Here is a 15,841-nt window from a genome sequence, read left to right on the forward strand (position 1 = left end):
CGCTGACGTTCTACCACTCGGCGACGCTGCCGTCCGCATGGCGCCAGAGCGGATTGCGCCAGTCCGGTGGATTGGCGTGGGCGTGGCGCAGGCGTTCCTCGTCGATCTCCACGCCCAGGCCGGGCAGGGGCAGCGCGCGGATGTCGCCGTTGTCGCAGGCGAAGTCGTCCCGGTTGACCACGTAGTCGAGCAGGTCGGCGCCCTGGTTGTAGTGGATGCCGATGCTCTGTTCCTGCAGCACCGCGTTGTGCGCGACGAAGTCCACGTGCAGGCACGCGGCCAGCGCCACCGGTCCCAGCGGGCAATGGGGCGCCAGGGCGACGTCGTACGCCTCGGCCATCGCCGCGATCTTCAGGCATTCGGTGATGCCGCCGGCGTGCGACAGGTCCGGTTGCAGGATCGACACGCCGCCGGCCTCGAGCACGCGCTTGAACTCGAAGCGCGAATACATCCGCTCGCCGGCAGCCAGCGGGATCGCGCTGGCCGCGGCCAGGCGCGGGTAGTACTCGGCCTGCTCCGGGAGCACGGGTTCTTCGACGAACAGCGGCTTGTACGGTTCCAGTTCGCGCAGCAGCACGCGCGCCATCGGCGCTCCGACCCGGCCGTGGAAATCGATGCCGAAGTCGACCGAATCCCCGAAGGCGTCGCGCACCGCGGCGACCTTGGCCAGCGCCGCATCGATCGCGCGCGGGCTGTCGACCAGGCGCATTTCCTCGGTGCCGTTGAACTTGAAGGTGTCGAAGCCCTGCGCGCGATAGCCGCGGATCTGCTCGACCAGGTCGGCCGGGCGGTCGCCGCCGACCCAGCGATAGGTCTTCATGCGGTCGCGGACCAGGCCGCCGAGCAGCTGGTACACCGGCACGCCCAGCGCCTTGCCCTTGATGTCCCACAGCGCCTGGTCGATGCCGGCGATGGCGCTCATCAGCACCGGGCCGCCGCGATAGAAGCCGCCGCGGTACAGCACCTGCCAGAGATCATTGATCCGCGCCGGGTCGCGGCCAATCAGGTATTCGCCCAGCTCGTGCACCGCGGCCTCGACCGTGCGCGCCCGGCCTTCGACCACCGGCTCGCCCCAGCCGCTGATGCCTTCGTCGGTTTCGACCTTGACGAACAGCCAGCGTGGTGCGGCGTGGTAGGTGGTGAGTCCGCGGATTTTCATGGACAGGTCTTCATCGACGGTACCCGGTCTGGACCAGGCGGAATTCGCGGGCATTGGTGCGGGTGCGCTCGACCGGCTGGCCGGGGCGGTAGAGTTCGCCGCCGATGCCTGCGCCATTGCTGCCGGCCGCGAGGAAATCGGTCAGCGTGAGCGGAGTGACGCCTCCGACCACGAACAGGGGGATCGCCGGCAGTACCGCGCGAAGTGCGCGCACGTGGCCGGGGCCGTAGGTGGAGGCGGGAAAAAGCTTGAGCATCTGCGCTCCGGCATCGAGCGCGGCGAACGCTTCGCTGGCGGTGGCGAAACCCGCCACCACCTGCATGCCGGCTGCGACCGCATGCTTGATCAGCGCCGGATTGGTGTTGGGGGTCACCACGAATCGCGCGCCCAGGTGCTGCAGCGTATCCACCTCGGTGGGTCGCAACACGGTGCCGCCGCCGATCCAGGCACGGCCGCCGTACTCGCGCACGACCGCACCGATGCTCTGCGCCCAGTCCGGTGAGTTCAGCGGGATCTCGATCGCGTCGTAGCCTTCCTCGACCAGCGCGCCGACATGCGAGCCGGCTTCACCCGGGCCGATGCCGCGCAGGATGGCGATCAGCGGCAGTCGGAACGGAACGTGGGGCATGCGCCCCCCGGTGGCGGGGACCTCATTCATCGTGTGCCTCGTGATGGCGACGGCAGTGCGCGGCCACGACCGATGCTGGCCTGCGGCATGCGCAAGGGAGCGGGGGCGGTCCTGCCGCCCGCCAGGCGCGCGGCAATCCGCGCCGCCGGTGTAGTGGAACGTGCCATCGCCCTCCTCCCGGGCCGGTGGTCGCCCGGACCTGCAGGTGGGCCTGCTTGTCGCGGGTCAGTGGAGCGGCGTCAGCCTCGCCTGAGCAGTTATGTTGGGCAAATGAAATTTTCGCCGTAATCTATTCCGGGCCTGAATAGTTCTCTGGGAGGGGAAATGGGCAAGCCGACTGCGAACGCACACTGGTTCAACCCGTCGCGGCTGAAAACGCGGCATCTGCTGCTGTTGATGCACCTGGAGGAGCAGGGCTCGGTGCTGCGCGCCGCCGAGGCCGCGCGCATGACCCAGCCGGCGGCCTCCAAGCTGCTGGCCGAGATGGAAGGATTGCTCGGGGTGCCGCTGTTCGATCGCCACGCCCGCGGCGTGGAACCGACCTGGTACGGGCAGGTGCTGATCCGCCGCGCGCGCACCGCGCTGCTGGAGATCGGCCGCGCCCAGGAGGAGATCGCGGCGCTGCGCGACGGCCGCATGGGCCAGGCCTCGATCGGCACCGTGGTCAATCCGGGCACCAACCTGGTCCCGCAGGCGGTGGCCGCGGTCAAACGCGAGTACCCGGACATCCTGGTCCGGATCGAGATGGACTACAGCCGGCCGCTGGTCACCAAGCTGCTGGATGGCCAGCTCGACCTGGTGATCGGCCGGATCATGGACCCGGAGGGCGGGGCCGACCTGGTGTTCGAGTCCCTGTCCGACGAACCGCATTCGGCGGTGGTGCGTACCGGCCATCCGCTGGACGGCCGCGCCCAGGTCAGGCACGAGGAGCTGGCGCCTTACGGCTGGATCCTGCCGCCCCCCGACAGCGTGTTGCGGGCGCGGCTGGAAACCATGTTCCTCGAGCGCGGCCTGCTTGGCCCCCGCAACACGATCGAGACCTCCTCGCTGTCGGTGATGATCAACCTGCTGAGGGTCAGCGACCTGGTGACAGCGCTGCCGGTGGAGGCGGTCGCCCCGTACGTGCAGGCGCGCCAGCTTTCGGTCCTGCCGCTGGACCTGGGGGTGGGCATGGAGTCGTTCGGCATCATCCGCCGCCGGGGCCACCTGCTGTCGCCGGCGGCCGAACGGGTCCTGGAGGCGTTGCGGGCGACCGCGCAGCGGCTCTACGGCCTCAGCGAGGTATCTCCGGCCCCCCTTCCGGATATGTCGATTACCGGATAGGAGATCCTTCCCCTATCCGTTTTTTTCATTGGTGCCGCGTTGTCCACCGCACTAGCGTGAGGTCGGGGAGCGTGACCAGGGCGAGTACCGATTTTTTTTGATGTTCGCGTGGTAGCGCTACCACTGGCGACGAGGGGTCGCCGGTCCACTGACCAGCCGGTCTTCCGCAATTACCAGTCTCCTGGGGAGGGAACTGTCCATGACCCATCATCCGATCCGCGCCGTCCGGCGCGGCGCTGCTCCGCGTCTGACAAGCCGCATACACCATTCCGCTCTCGCGCTGGGCGTCGCCATGGCGCTGTCCGCCGGCGCGCTGCAAGCTCAGGAGACGGACCCGTCCTCCGGCGAGGCGGAGAAGCCGGAGGCCCGGGCCACCGAGCTCCAGACCGTGGAAGTGAAGGGCATCCGCGGCTCCGTGATGCGCGCCCAGGACATCAAGCGGGACGCCGCGCAGATCATCGACTCGGTCACCGCCGAGGACATCGGCGCGCTGCCGGACCGCTCGGTCACCGAGACCCTCAAGCGCGTCAGTGGCGTGACCGTTACCGGCTTCGCTGCACGTGACGATACCGACCACTTTTCCGCGGAAGGCAGCGGCGTGATGATCCGCGGCCTGACCTTCGTGCGTGGCGAACTGAACGGGCGCGACATCTTCAGCGCCGCCGGTGGCCGCGGCATCAGCTTCGAGGAAGTTTCGGCCGAACTGATGGCCGGCGTAGACGTCTACAAGAACCCGTCGGCCGAAATCATCGAAGGCGGCCTGGGCGGCACGGTCAACCTGCGCACGCGCAAGCCCTTCGACGAGCCGGGCCGCAAGATCGCCGGCAGCATCGATTACAACTACGGCGACAAGGCGAAGGATGCCAGGCCGTCGGCCTCGTTCCTCTTCAGCGACCGCTGGCAAACCGGCGTCGGCGAGGTCGGTGCACTGGCCAATGTTTTCTATTCCGAGCTGGCGACCCGTTCGGACGGCGTCCAGATCATGCCGTTCGACCGCCGCGGCCGTAAGCCGGCCGAGCAGACCGAAGGTTCGGACACCGACTGGGTCTACGACTGGGACCAGGGCTCGTGGCAGTCCTCCGAATCCCAGCGCGACGCATTGCTGGCTGGCACGGATCTGGACCAGGTGTTCGTGCCAGGTGGCGCGAACTGGCGGCGGACCGACTTCGAGCGTAAGCGCCAGGGCGGTGCGTTCGCCCTGCAGTGGAAGCCGAACGACAACACCGAGGTCTATACCCAGTTCATCACCTCGCAGTACGACATGAGCTGGCGCGAGCATTTCATGGAGTTCGGCGGTGCCTCGCAGAAGAACCAGCCCAACTGGAACGGCGATCCGGCCCACTTCAACCCGATCTACGCCGACGGCCTGGCCGACATGAGCAACAACCTGATCCCGGCAGTCGGCACCCAGTTCGTCTACGACAAGAACGGGCGCTTCGTCAGCGGCACCGTGCGCCAGGGCGGCTGGCTGGGCCAGCCCAGCGACCTGGACAACGGCAACCCCGGCGTCTACCAGGGCAACTCCGGCATCCAGTACATCAGCGGCAACCGCTTCAACGAGCAGACTTCGAAGACCACCGACTGGTCGACCGGCTTCCAGCACTTCATCACCGACAACCTGATCGTCCGCGGCGACTTCCAGTACGTGAAGGCCGAGAGCAGCAACGTCGATTTCTCGTTGCATGCCTCGACCCTGCTGCAGGACATGACCCTGGACCTGAGCGGCAAGTACCCGGAGATATCCGTCGGCAACCCGGCCACCGTCACCGACCAGAGCAACTACTTCTGGCGATCGGCCATGGACCACCTCGGCGAAAGCGAAGGCATCGAGCGCGCCGGCCGCGTCGACCTGGAATACACCTTCCAGGATAGCGACTGGCTGCAGTTCGTGCGCTTCGGTGCGCGCGTAGCCGACCGCGGCTACGACAACCAGTTCACCGGCTGGAACTGGGGCGTCATCAGCGACGACTGGAACAAGCTGACCGGAACGCCCGCCGATCCGACCCGTGCCAACGTGGCCTGGCTGGACCAGTTCTATTCCAGCGAGTCGACGCTGTACACGATGAATGACTTCTTCGGCGGCAAGGCCAAGGTACCGACCAGCTTCTGGTCGCCGAAGGACAGCATGGTCGATATCGCCACCGTCGCCGGAACCCTGGGCCAGCTGCCCGGCGCGAGGTGGACCCCGATCGGTTTCGGCCCGGAGAGCACCAACACGCAGGACGAGCGGACCCAGGCCGGCTACGGCGTGCTGTACTTCGGCAACGATGCGCTTTCGAATCCGCTGGACGGCAACATCGGCGTGCGCGTGGTCAAGACCAGCGTCAATACCGTCGGCGGCGGGCTGATGCCCGACATGTCGAGCTGGGCCGACGTGGTGACCCAGGAAGTGCTGGACAAGTACGCCGGCCAGTCATTCACCTCCGACACCAGCAGCTCGTACACCGACGTACTGCCGAGCCTGAACCTGCGCATGCGCTTCGACCATGGCCTGCAGTGGCGCTTCGCCGCGTCCAAGGCGGTCGCCCGGCCGGAGTTTCGCCTGATGCAGGCATGGCTGCCGTTGTCGGCCAGCGCCTCGGCGTGCCAGCAGGCCCTCGATGACGGCCTGCGTACCGATCTGTGCGGTCCGGCCGACCTGTCCTTCACCGGCAACGGCGGCAACCCGGAACTGAGGCCGATGCGGGCCACCCAGTTCGACACCGCGCTGGAATGGTACTTCGGCCCGGCCAACAGCCTGTACGCCACGTTTTTCTACAAGGATGTGAAGGACTACTTCGCCAACCAGGCGACCACCGAGGTCATCTTCGGCGACGAGTACCTGGTCACCCGTCCCCACAACCTGGACGAAGGCAAGATCCGCGGCTTCGAAGTGGGCTATTCGCAGTTCTTCAACTTCCTCCCGGGCATCGGCGTCCAGGCCAATTACACCTTCGTGGACAGCAGCGGCGGCACCAATGCCGCCGTCGGCGTGCCCAATGGAAGCGCCGCGCGCGCAGGTACGGTCGAGCTGCCGCTGGAAGGCCTGTCCGAGCACTCGTACAACCTCATCGGCATCTACGAGCAGGGCCGGGTATCGGCGCGACTGGCCTACAACTGGCGTTCGAAATACCTGTTGACCAGCAGCGATGCGATTACCTTCCTGCCGACCTGGAACGACGACTACGGGCAGCTGGACGGCTCGTTCTTCTACAACATCAACAAGAACTTCCAGGTCGGCCTGCAGGTGAACAACCTGACCAACAGCATCACCAAGCTGCTGATCGGGCCGCGCAAGTACCTGCGTGACGGTTACGTCGACGACACGCTTTACACACGCTCCTGGTTCGAGAACGATCGCCGCTACTCGGCGGTGCTGCGCGCAAGCTGGTAAGGCGCCAGCAGGTGCCGGACAGGGCCCGCGCCGGGAGGCGCGGGCCCTTCTTTTTTCCGCCGGTCGCATCCACCTGCGAGGTATGACCTCCTAGTCGAGGCTGGACATGTACCCCGGTTGACATATTCCTCCACGGTATAGATTGCCCCGAATTCTTCATTGGCAATCCGTGACGCGGCGCGCCTAAGGTGGCCGCCGGGGCACAAGCCCGCAGGCATTCCCGGTGCAATCCACGGAATGACAGCGCTGGTCGCCCTGGACTGCCGGCTCTGGCCGGTTCACAACTCGAAGATTCGAATCAGTGTCCTGGGAGGGAACAGTGATGCCGAAACATCCGCACCGCGGCGGCGCCGTGTCGCGCCTGCCTGTCCATCTGGTCCGTTCGGCCCTGGCCCTGGGCATCGCCCTGGCCCTGCCGGTCGGCGTGCTCCACGCCCAGGAACAGAGCGCGGCCGCCGCTACGGCGGCCGACAGCGCCGCCACCGAAACCGAAACGACCGAACTGGACGCCGTGCAGGTCCAGGGCATCCGCGCGAGCGTGATGCGCGCGCAGGACATCAAGCGCGATGCCGACACCTTCGTCGACTCGGTGACCTCGCAGGATATCGGCGCGCTGCCCGACCGCAGCGTCACCGAAACCCTGTCGCGCATCCCCGGCGTGACCATCGACCGCTTCCTGGCGGTGGGCGACCCGGAGCACTTCTCGGCCGAAGGCAACGGCGTGCAGGTCCGCGGCCTGACCCAGGTCCGTTCCGAGCTCAACGGCCGCGACAGCTTCTCCGCGTCGGGCGGCCGCGGCTTGAGCTTCCAGGACGTACCGTCGGAGCTGATGGCCGGCGTCGACGTGTACAAGAACCAGACCGCCGAGATGATCGAAGGTGGCCTGGGCGGCACCGTGAACCTGCGTACCCGCCTGCCGTTCGATTTCGAGGGCGAGAAGCTGGCGGCCAGCTTCAGCGTCAACAACGGCGACTTCGCCGACAAGACCAGCCCCTCGGCTTCGGTCCTGTACAGCAATCGCTGGAACACCGGTGCGGGCGACTTCGGCATCCTGGTCGACGTGGCCCGGTCGGACCTGGCGACCCGCACGGACGGCATGTTCGTGCGCCCGTTCTTCAACAACAGCAACGCCGACATCACCGGCGACGGCGTGAACGACGAAGCGTGGGTGCCGCGTGGCGCCGACTGGCGCACGCTGAACTACGACCGCAGGCGCTCGGGCGCGTACCTGGGCATGCAGTGGCGGCCCAACGACGACGTCGAGGTCGTCGCCACCGCGTTCCAGAGCACGTACAACGAACTCTGGAACGAAGACGCGATCTTCGTCGACAACGACCCGACCCAGGTCAGGATCGACACCACCCAGCCGTACGAGCTGGATGGCAACGTGTTCCGCTCCGGGCGCGTCATCCAGCCCGGTGGCGTGCCGATGGGCACGGACATCCGCGCGTCCAACCGCGACTCCAAGACCACCGACTTCTCGGCCGGCCTGAAGTGGACGGTCAACGACAAGGTGGAGCTCTCGACCGACCTCCAGTACATCAAGGCCGACACCAAGAGCCTGGACTCCACGGTGGCCCTGGGCCTGCTGATGCCGTACATCGACGTCGACCTGACGAACGGCTTGCCGTCCATCGGCGTGGACCAGCAATTCACGTCGAACCCCGACAACTACTACTGGGGGTTCACGATGGACCACCAGGACGACAACGAAGCCGAGCAGGTAGCCTGGCGCGCGGATATCAAGTACAGCTTCGACAGCGGCTTCTTCCGTGCGATCAGGGGCGGCGTGCGCACGACCCGGCGCGATGCGACCAGCATCGACACCGGCTACAACTGGGCGGCGGCGATCCAGCCCTGGATGCAGTGGTGGCAGTTGCCCGGTGGCGTGCCGCTGCCTGGTCTGGACCTGAACAGCCAGGTCAATTCCAGCCTGACCCACTTCAACGAGTTCAAGAACTTCTACCGCGGTGACGCCAACACGCCGGGCGGGTTCTACGCGCCGATCCTGGCCACCGCGCTCGGCTATCCGGGCAGCTACCAGGCCATCCACGAGGCCGCCGAGGAGTACTACATCAATCCCGGTGGGTTCACGCCGTACAGCCCGGCGCTTCCGGGGCCGCAGCACACCAACGTGCAGGAAGAGTCCACCAACAGCGCCTACCTGATGCTCAACTTCGGCCTGGACGACGCGGCGTTCGACGGCAACGTCGGCGTGCGCGTGGTGCGTACCGAGAACTCGGCCAAGGGCTACGTGGTCTTTCCGAACCAGGCTTACGCGCCGTTCCTGGGAAGTGGCGAGTCCGAGCCGGTCTCCGCCGAGAACTCCTACACCGACGTGCTGCCCAGCCTGAACATGCGCTGGGAAGCGATCGAGAACGTGATCTTCCGTTTCGCCGCGTCCAAGGCCATCGCGCGTCCGAACTTCAGCGACATGCAGGCTTACCAGATCCTCAATGTCAGCCGCCGCGACTTCGATGACGCGGGCAATGCCTGTCCGGACGTGCCAGTGGTCTCGGTCGAGTGCCTCGACCTGACCGGCAGCTCCTACGACAACCCGTACCTGGAGCCGATGAAGGCCAACCAGTTCGACCTGTCCGCGGAGTGGTACTTCGATCCTGACCACGGTGGCATGGCCTGGGTGAACCTGTTCTACAAGGACATCAAGGACTACTTCCGCCGCCAGACGCAGGAGGTTCCGTTCCCGGGTGCGGACGGCAACACGTACGACTACCTGATCAGCCGTCCGGTGAACGTGGGCACGGCGAGCATCCGCGGTGCGGAACTGGGGTGGAACCAGTTCTTCGACTTCCTGCCGGCCCCCTTCGACGGCTTCGGCATGTCGGCCAACTACACCTACATCGACAGCGCCACCGAGGTGCCGAACAACATCGACGTGCAGCCGGTCGATACCGACGGCTCCACCTTCGACGACCTGCCGGCCGATGGCCTGTCGAAGAACGCGTTCAACGTCGCCGCGTTCTACGAGAAGGGCCCGTGGCAGGTCCGGCTCGCCTACAACTGGCGCAGCAAGTACCTGCTGTCGGTCGGGCCGAACGGCTACAACGGCAACAACAACAACATCGTCTGGAAGCTGCCGGTGTACAGCGACGACTACGGCCAGCTCGACGGCTCGGTCTTCTACCGGGTCAGCGACAACGTGCAGATCGGCCTGGAGATGAACAACCTCAACAACGCCGAGCAGCGCACGATCATGGACCAGAACGATGCGGGCAGCCGCACCACCTCCTGGTACGTCAACGACCGCCGTTACGCGGCGACCATCCGCCTGACGTTCTGATCGCGGTGCGGGAAGGGGGAGGTCATGCCTCCTCTTTCCCGCCCACGCTGTTTCCCGCCTGACGGAGAACGGAAGGCGCGGGGCGAGCGACGCCCCGCATGCCTGGCTGCCGAGAGTGTGCTTCCCGCATGACGCATCGGCTCGCCCTCCCAACGAGAGGACCGATGCACAGACTTCGACAGGTTTTCGCTCGTTGCATGCTCCTGCTGGTGCTCGCGCCTGCCATCGCCGGGGCCGCGGAAGGAACGACGCCGTACCGCTGGCGCAATGTCGCCATCGGCGGCGGCGGCTTCGTCACCGGAATCGAATTCCATCCCACCGAGCGGGACCTTGCCTATGCGCGCACCGATGTCGGCGGCGCCTACCGCTGGGATGCCGCGGCGCGGCGGTGGATTCCGCTGACCGACTGGATCGGCCACGCCGACGCCAACCTCATGGGTATCGAGAGCATCGCGATCGACCCGTCCGATCCCGGGCGTGTGTATCTGGCCGCCGGCACCTACACCCACGAGCGTGCGGGCAATGGCGCGATCCTGCGCTCGCTTGACCGCGGCGCGACCTTCGAGCGCCGCGACCTGCCGTTCAAGCTCGGTGGAAACGAGCTGGGCCGCGGCAACGGCGAACGGCTGGCGGTGGATCCGAACGACGGGCGCGTGCTGTTCCTGGGTTCGCGTGCGCACGGGTTGTGGCACAGCGAAGACCATGGCGCGCGCTGGAAGCGCGTCGACGCGTTCCCGGCACTGGCCACCGCGGAGTCCGCCGGCGCCAGCAACTGGCGCAAGCAGTCGATCGGCATCGTCTTCGTCCAGTTCGATCCGGCCAGTGGCGCCGCGGGCGCGCCCACGCCGGTGATGTATGCCGCCGTTTCCAGCCGCGAGGGCGGACTGTTCCGTTCGCGCGACGCGGGCAGTACCTGGGAACCGGTCCCCGGCCAGCCCACCGGACTGCGCCCCAACCACATGGTCCGCGACGCGCGTGGCGACTTCCTGCTCAGCTACGGCGACGAGCCCGGTCCGGATCGCATGAACAACGGGGCCGTGTGGCGTTACTCGCCTGCCAGCGGTGCGTGGGCCGACATCACGCCCGCCGCGCAGTCGACCGACCTTGAGGGTGACGGTTTCGGTTGGGGCGCGGTGGCGGTGGATGCGCAGAACCCCGACGTGGTCGTGGCGACCACGTTCAACCGCTGGGCGCCGCGCGACGACATCTATCGCAGCACGGATGGGGGCAGGAGCTGGAGTCCGGTGTTCGAGCGCTCCGAGTTCGACCATTCCGCTTCGCCGTGGACGGCGCAGGCCAAGCCGCACTGGATGGCCGACATCGAGATCGATCCGCACGATCCGGACCGGGTGCTGTTCGTCACCGGTTACGGGCTGTGGGCTTCGCGCGACATGTCCGCGATGGACGGCGGTGGCACCGTGCACTGGATCTTCGACGATGCCGGCCTGGACGAGACCGTGCCGCTGGACCTGATCAGTCCGCCGGAAGGCGCGCCGCTGGTGAGCGGGTTGGGCGACATCGACGGATTCCGCCATGACGACCTGACGCGCACGACCACCCAGTTCGCCAGGCCGCCACGCTACAGCAACACCGAGAGCCTGGACTATGCCGGCCAGCAGCCTTCACTGCTGGTCCGCGCCGGCCACCTCCACCATCCGGATCCGGCGATCGTGCGCGCGGCGTACTCGCGCGACGGCGGCAGCACCTGGACCGCATTCACCCGCGAACCGCCGGCCAGCGAAGGCGAGGGCCGACTGGCCATCGCCGTGTCGGCCGATGGCGGGCGCGTGATCTGGCAGGCCCGCGGAGGGCCGCACTGGATCACCGACAACCACGGCGGTCGCTGGCAGAAGGTGCGGGGGCTGCCGACGAGCGCGGTATTCGCGGCCGACCGCTTCCAGCCGGCGTTGTGGTACGGCTTCGACCCGGTATCGGGAAAGCTGTTCGTCAGCGGCGATGGCGGGGTGGCCTTCGAGGAGGCGGATGGTGGCGTCGGTGCGGTTGGCGACTGGTTCCGTGGCGAGCTCCTGCCGTCGTCGGAGAACACCGGCGTGGTGTACTTCGCCGCTTCCTGGCGCGGGTTGATGCGCTGGGGGGGAGGGCAGCTCGAACGCTTGCCGGGCGTGGAGAACGCATTCGTTGCGGGCCTCGGTGCGCCGAAGCCAGGCAGCACCACGCCGGCTATCTTCGTGCACGGCCAAGTCGACGGTGCCGGTGGGCTATACCGTTCCGACGATGGCGGCCGCCACTGGCTGCGCATCGACGATGCGCAGCATCGCTTCGGAAAACCGCGCATGCTCACCGGCGACGCACGCGTGCACGGACGCGTCTACCTGGCCACCGGCGGCCGCGGCATCATCTACGGAGAACCGACCCCATGAAGTTCCGCGCCCTGCTGGCGACATTGGCACTGCTCGCGATCGCACCACTGGCTTCGGCGACCACTCCGTCGCTGGAACTCCCGCTGCTGTTCTCCGACGGCGCAGTGCTGCAGCGCGACCGCCCCCTGCCGGTCTGGGGACAGGCGCAGCCGGGCGAACGGGTGGAAGTGCAGTTCGACGGCCGCAAGGCACAGGCCACGGCCGGCGCCAACGGCCGCTGGAGTGTTCAGTTGCCTGCGCATGTCGCAGGAGGGCCGTATGAGCTGCTTGTGCGCGCGGGTGCGGAAGAGCGGCGCGTGCGCGACGTGCTGGTCGGCGAGGTCTGGCTGGCGTCCGGGCAGTCGAACATGGAGTGGCCGGTCGCGCAGACCCTGCATGCGCAGCAGGACGTGGCCGAAGCCGGTGATGCCTCGCTGCGCCATTTCAAGATTCCGAAGTCGTGGGCGGAGACGCCGCAGGCGCAACTGCAGGGTGGCGCGTGGCAGGCCGCTTCACCGGCGGCGGTGGGGCAATTCTCGGCCGTGGGCTACACCTTTGCGCGCGAACTGCGCCGGGTGCTGGGCGTGCCGGTCGGAATCATCGACAGCACCTGGGGTGGAAGTTCGATCGAGGCGTGGATGGATGCCTCGATGCTTGGCCTGGACGCCGCAGCGCTGGAGGCCAAGATGCGCGAGCGTCGGGCGGTCGATGCCCGGAGCGAAGCCGCTACGCGTGCACGGCTGGTCGGCTGGACGGCCACGGACCCGGCGTCGGAAGCCTTCGCCGCCGCGCAGCTCGACGACAGCGGCTGGAGTCCGATCCGCGTGCCGTCCGTCTGGGAGACCCAGGGTTTTGCCGGCATGGACGGGGTGGCGTGGTACCGCACGACATTCGAGCTGAGCGCACGCGAGGCCGCGTCCGGTGTCGTCCTTGGCCTGGGCCAGATCGACGATACCGACACGACCTGGGTCAACGGCCAGCGCGTGGGGGGTGTCAGCAACGGTTACAACGTGCCGCGCGAGTACCGCGTTCCTGCCGCGGCACTGCGCCCGGGCTTGAACATCATCGCCGTGCGCGTCCAGGACGATGGCGGTGGTGGCGGCATCGCCGGCAGCGCGAAGGAGATATGGGTGGAACCGGTCGGCGGCCAGCGCCGCAGCCTGGCCGGCGACTGGCTTTTCCGCACCGCCACGGTGACGGTGTCGACCTCCGGCGACAAGAACCAGGTCGATACGTTGCTCTATAACGCGATGATCCATCCGCTGCTGCCGTATCCACTGGCCGGCGTGATCTGGTACCAGGGCGAAACCAACGCCAGCGAAGAAGGCGCTTACCGCTATCGCGACCAGTTCAAGACCCTGATCGAGGGTTGGCGCGGTCACTGGCAGACGCCTGCGATGCCGTTCCTGTGGGCGCAGCTGGCCGCGTTCCATTCCGGGGACGACCGGCTCGATGCGCGCGGCGTCGTTATCGAAAGCCCGTGGGCAACCTTGCGCGAGTCGCAGTCGGCGGCTTTGGCGCTGCCGGCCACCGGGCAGGCGGTACTCATCGATGTAGGCGCGGCTGACGACATCCATCCGCGCGACAAGCGCACCGTCGGCCAGCGCCTCTCGCGTGCGGCGCGGCACGTGGCATACCGCGATGAGGCGGTTGTCCATCAAGGGCCGGCATTCCGCCAGGCCCGCGCCGGGGACGGCACGCTGGTTCTGGAATTCGACGCTGCCGGCGACATGCTCGCCGCGCGTGGCGGCGGCGCTGCGCTGCAGGGCTTCGAGGTGGCGGGTGCCGACGGCCGGTTCCATCCGGCCCAGGCCCGCATCGAGCGGCACACGGTAGTAGTACGCAGCGATGCCGTGCCGAAACCGCAAGTCGCACGCTACGCCTGGAGCGACAATCCGGCGCAGGCCGACCTGGTGGGGCGCGATGGACTCCCGGCGTCGCCATTCCGCACCCGCGAATGGTGAGGCACGCACATGCACATGAAGGGGACAGGCTGATGAGGAAACGGACGATGCGCGGCTGGCACCTGCTGGTGGCCGGAATGCTGGTATTGCTGGTGGCCTGTGGCCGTGGCCCGGCCAGTGGTGAAGTGGCCTCGACCGGAGAAGATGCCACCAGCGGGAAGGCAAAAGCCGCGGCGCCAGCACGCGATGGCGAGGCGCCGATCCCCGAAATCGTCACCCGCGACGGCCGCCATGCGCTTCTTGTCGACGGCGAGCCGTTCCTGATCCTGGGCGCGCAGGTCAACAATTCCAGCAACTGGCCCAAGGCGCTGGACAAGGTGTGGCCGGCGATCGAGGTGCTCAAGCCGAACACGGTGATGGTGCCGGTGGCGTGGGAGCAGATCGAAGCCGAGGAAGGTACGTTCGATTTCTCCTTCGTCGACGAGCTGCTCAAGCAGGCGCGCGAACATGACCAGCGCCTGATCCTGCTCTGGTTCGCCACCTGGAAGAACAACGGTCCCAACTACGCGCCCAAGTGGGTCAAGCTCGACAACGAGCGTTTCCCGCGCGTGATCACCGCCGATGGCCGCACGCTCAATTCGCTGTCGCCGCACGGACAAGCCACGCTTGACGCCGACCGCAAGGCGTTCGTCGAGCTGATGAAGCACCTCAAGGCAGTCGATCCGCAGCGCACCGTGATCATGGTCCAGCCGCAGAACGAGCCGGGGACCTATGGTGGCGTGCGCGACTTTTCGCCGCTGGCGCAGAGGGTATTCGAGGGCCCGGTGCCGGACGCCCTGCTGCAGAAGCTCGGCAAGTCGCCCGGGACCTGGAGTGAAGTGTTCGGGACCGATGCCGACGAGTTCTTCCACGCCTGGCATATCGCGCACTTCATCGACCAGGTCGCGGCCGCGGGCAAGGAAGCCTATCCGTTGCCGATGCTGGTCAATGCGGCATTGCGCGGGCCGTTCAATCCCGGCCAGCCGGGCCAGTACGCCAGCGGCGGTCCGACCGACAACGTGATCGACGTGTACAAGGCCGCCGCGCCGCACATCGACCTGCTGGCGCCGGACATCTACATGCCGGAATACCTGCTGTACACCACGGTGCTCGACCGCTACTCGCGGCCGGACAATCCGCTGTTCGTGGCCGAGACCGGCAACCGCGCCGAGTATCCGCGCTACCTGTTCTCGGCACTGGGCAAGCAGGCGATCGGCTGGTCGCCGTTCGGCATCGATTTCTCGCGCTACTCGAACTATCCGCTGGGCGCCCGGCATGTGGACGAGAAGGCGCTGGAGTCGTTCGCGCTGAACTACCAGATGCTCGGCCCGGCCGCGCGGGTGATCGCCCAGGCCAGCTTCGAGGGCAAGGTCCGTGGCACCGCCGAAGAGCCGGGCCAGGCGGTGCAGACGCTGAAGATCGACGATCGCTGGAACATGACCGTGACCTACGGGGTGCCGCAGTTCTGGTTCCAGGGCGAACCGCCCGGAAATCCGGAGCCGATCGGGCGCGCGCTGGTGGTGCAGCTGGGGCCGGACGAGTTCCTGGTCACCGGTGCGCATGCCAGGATCAACATCGACGCGGCCGACCCGGCGGTGGCTGCGCGCCAGATCTACGAGTACGTGGACGAGGGCACCTACGAGAACGGCGAGTGGGTGTTCCATCGCCGCTGGAACGGCGACCAGACCGACTACGGTCTCAATTTCTCCAGTGTTCCGCAGTTGCTGCGGGTGAAGCTGGCGACCTACTGATTT

At 67.2% G+C, this 15,841-nt stretch carries 8 protein-coding genes; 6 read left to right on the forward strand and 2 right to left on the reverse strand.

Annotation, left to right across the window (positions count from 1 at the left end):
- Nucleotides 1-10 precede the first annotated feature (10 nt).
- Together dgoD and MNQ95_RS11915 are read right to left on the reverse strand one after the other, a co-directional pair.
- The gene (gene dgoD, locus MNQ95_RS11910; RefSeq protein WP_241953000.1) at nucleotides 11-1,159 is read right to left on the reverse strand and encodes a galactonate dehydratase; all 1,149 of its coding nucleotides are present in this window, start codon (nucleotides 1,157-1,159) and stop codon (nucleotides 11-13) included.
- 10 nt (nucleotides 1,160-1,169) lie between these two features.
- Nucleotides 1,170-1,787, reverse strand: coding sequence for a 2-dehydro-3-deoxy-6-phosphogalactonate aldolase (locus MNQ95_RS11915; protein WP_241954419.1), 618 nt, complete (start codon nucleotides 1,785-1,787; stop codon nucleotides 1,170-1,172).
- Between the two features lie 324 nt (nucleotides 1,788-2,111).
- Between MNQ95_RS11915 and MNQ95_RS11920 the strand changes: the two genes are divergently transcribed.
- The 6 genes from MNQ95_RS11920 (at nucleotide 2,112) to MNQ95_RS11945 (ending at nucleotide 15,838) form a co-directional block, all read left to right on the forward strand.
- Nucleotides 2,112-3,110, forward strand: a complete 999-nt coding sequence (locus MNQ95_RS11920) for a LysR substrate-binding domain-containing protein (RefSeq protein WP_162410663.1) — start codon at nucleotides 2,112-2,114, stop codon at nucleotides 3,108-3,110.
- 292 nt (nucleotides 3,111-3,402) lie between these two features.
- Nucleotides 3,403-6,483 carry a TonB-dependent receptor gene (locus tag MNQ95_RS11925; RefSeq protein ID WP_241953001.1) on the forward strand — a complete coding sequence of 1,027 codons (3,081 nt, stop codon included), beginning with the start codon at nucleotides 3,403-3,405 and terminating at the stop codon, nucleotides 6,481-6,483.
- A gap of 322 nt (nucleotides 6,484-6,805) precedes the next feature.
- Nucleotides 6,806-9,784: a TonB-dependent receptor gene (locus MNQ95_RS11930; protein WP_241953002.1), complete on the forward strand. Its 2,979-nt coding sequence runs from the start codon at nucleotides 6,806-6,808 to the stop codon at nucleotides 9,782-9,784.
- A 197-nt stretch (nucleotides 9,785-9,981) separates the two neighbouring features.
- Entirely contained in the window at nucleotides 9,982-12,165 is a 2,184-nt protein-coding gene (locus MNQ95_RS11935; protein WP_241953003.1) for a cellulase, read from the forward strand.
- Nucleotides 12,162-14,108: a sialate O-acetylesterase gene (locus tag MNQ95_RS11940; RefSeq protein WP_241953004.1), complete on the forward strand. Its 1,947-nt coding sequence runs from the start codon at nucleotides 12,162-12,164 to the stop codon at nucleotides 14,106-14,108. Before MNQ95_RS11935 ends, MNQ95_RS11940 begins: the two co-directional genes overlap by 4 nt.
- Before the next feature lie 32 nt (nucleotides 14,109-14,140).
- On the forward strand, nucleotides 14,141-15,838 hold the full coding sequence (locus tag MNQ95_RS11945; RefSeq protein WP_425605667.1) for a GH35 family beta-galactosidase: 1,698 nt from the start codon (nucleotides 14,141-14,143) through the stop codon (nucleotides 15,836-15,838).
- The last annotated feature ends 3 nt before the right edge of the window (nucleotides 15,839-15,841 follow it).

This window comes from Pseudoxanthomonas daejeonensis (genome assembly GCF_022637495.1).
GTDB lineage: Bacteria > Pseudomonadota > Gammaproteobacteria > Xanthomonadales > Xanthomonadaceae > Pseudoxanthomonas > Pseudoxanthomonas daejeonensis.

Bases quoted from the DNA above. Each gene is read 5' to 3' on its own strand.
- dgoD (WP_241953000.1), bottom strand. From the start codon at position 1,159: ATGAAAATCCGCGGACTCACCACCTACCACGCCGCACCACGCTGGCTG.
- MNQ95_RS11940 (WP_241953004.1), top strand. From the start codon at position 12,162: ATGAAGTTCCGCGCCCTGCTGGCGACATTGGCACTGCTCGCGATCGCA.
- MNQ95_RS11930 (WP_241953002.1), top strand. From the start codon at position 6,806: ATGCCGAAACATCCGCACCGCGGCGGCGCCGTGTCGCGCCTGCCTGTC.
- MNQ95_RS11935 (WP_241953003.1), top strand. From the start codon at position 9,982: ATGCTCCTGCTGGTGCTCGCGCCTGCCATCGCCGGGGCCGCGGAAGGA.
- MNQ95_RS11945 (WP_425605667.1), top strand. From the start codon at position 14,141: ATGAGGAAACGGACGATGCGCGGCTGGCACCTGCTGGTGGCCGGAATG.
- MNQ95_RS11925 (WP_241953001.1), top strand. From the start codon at position 3,403: ATGGCGCTGTCCGCCGGCGCGCTGCAAGCTCAGGAGACGGACCCGTCC.
- MNQ95_RS11915 (WP_241954419.1), bottom strand. From the start codon at position 1,787: ATGCCCCACGTTCCGTTCCGACTGCCGCTGATCGCCATCCTGCGCGGC.
- MNQ95_RS11920 (WP_162410663.1), top strand. From the start codon at position 2,112: ATGGGCAAGCCGACTGCGAACGCACACTGGTTCAACCCGTCGCGGCTG.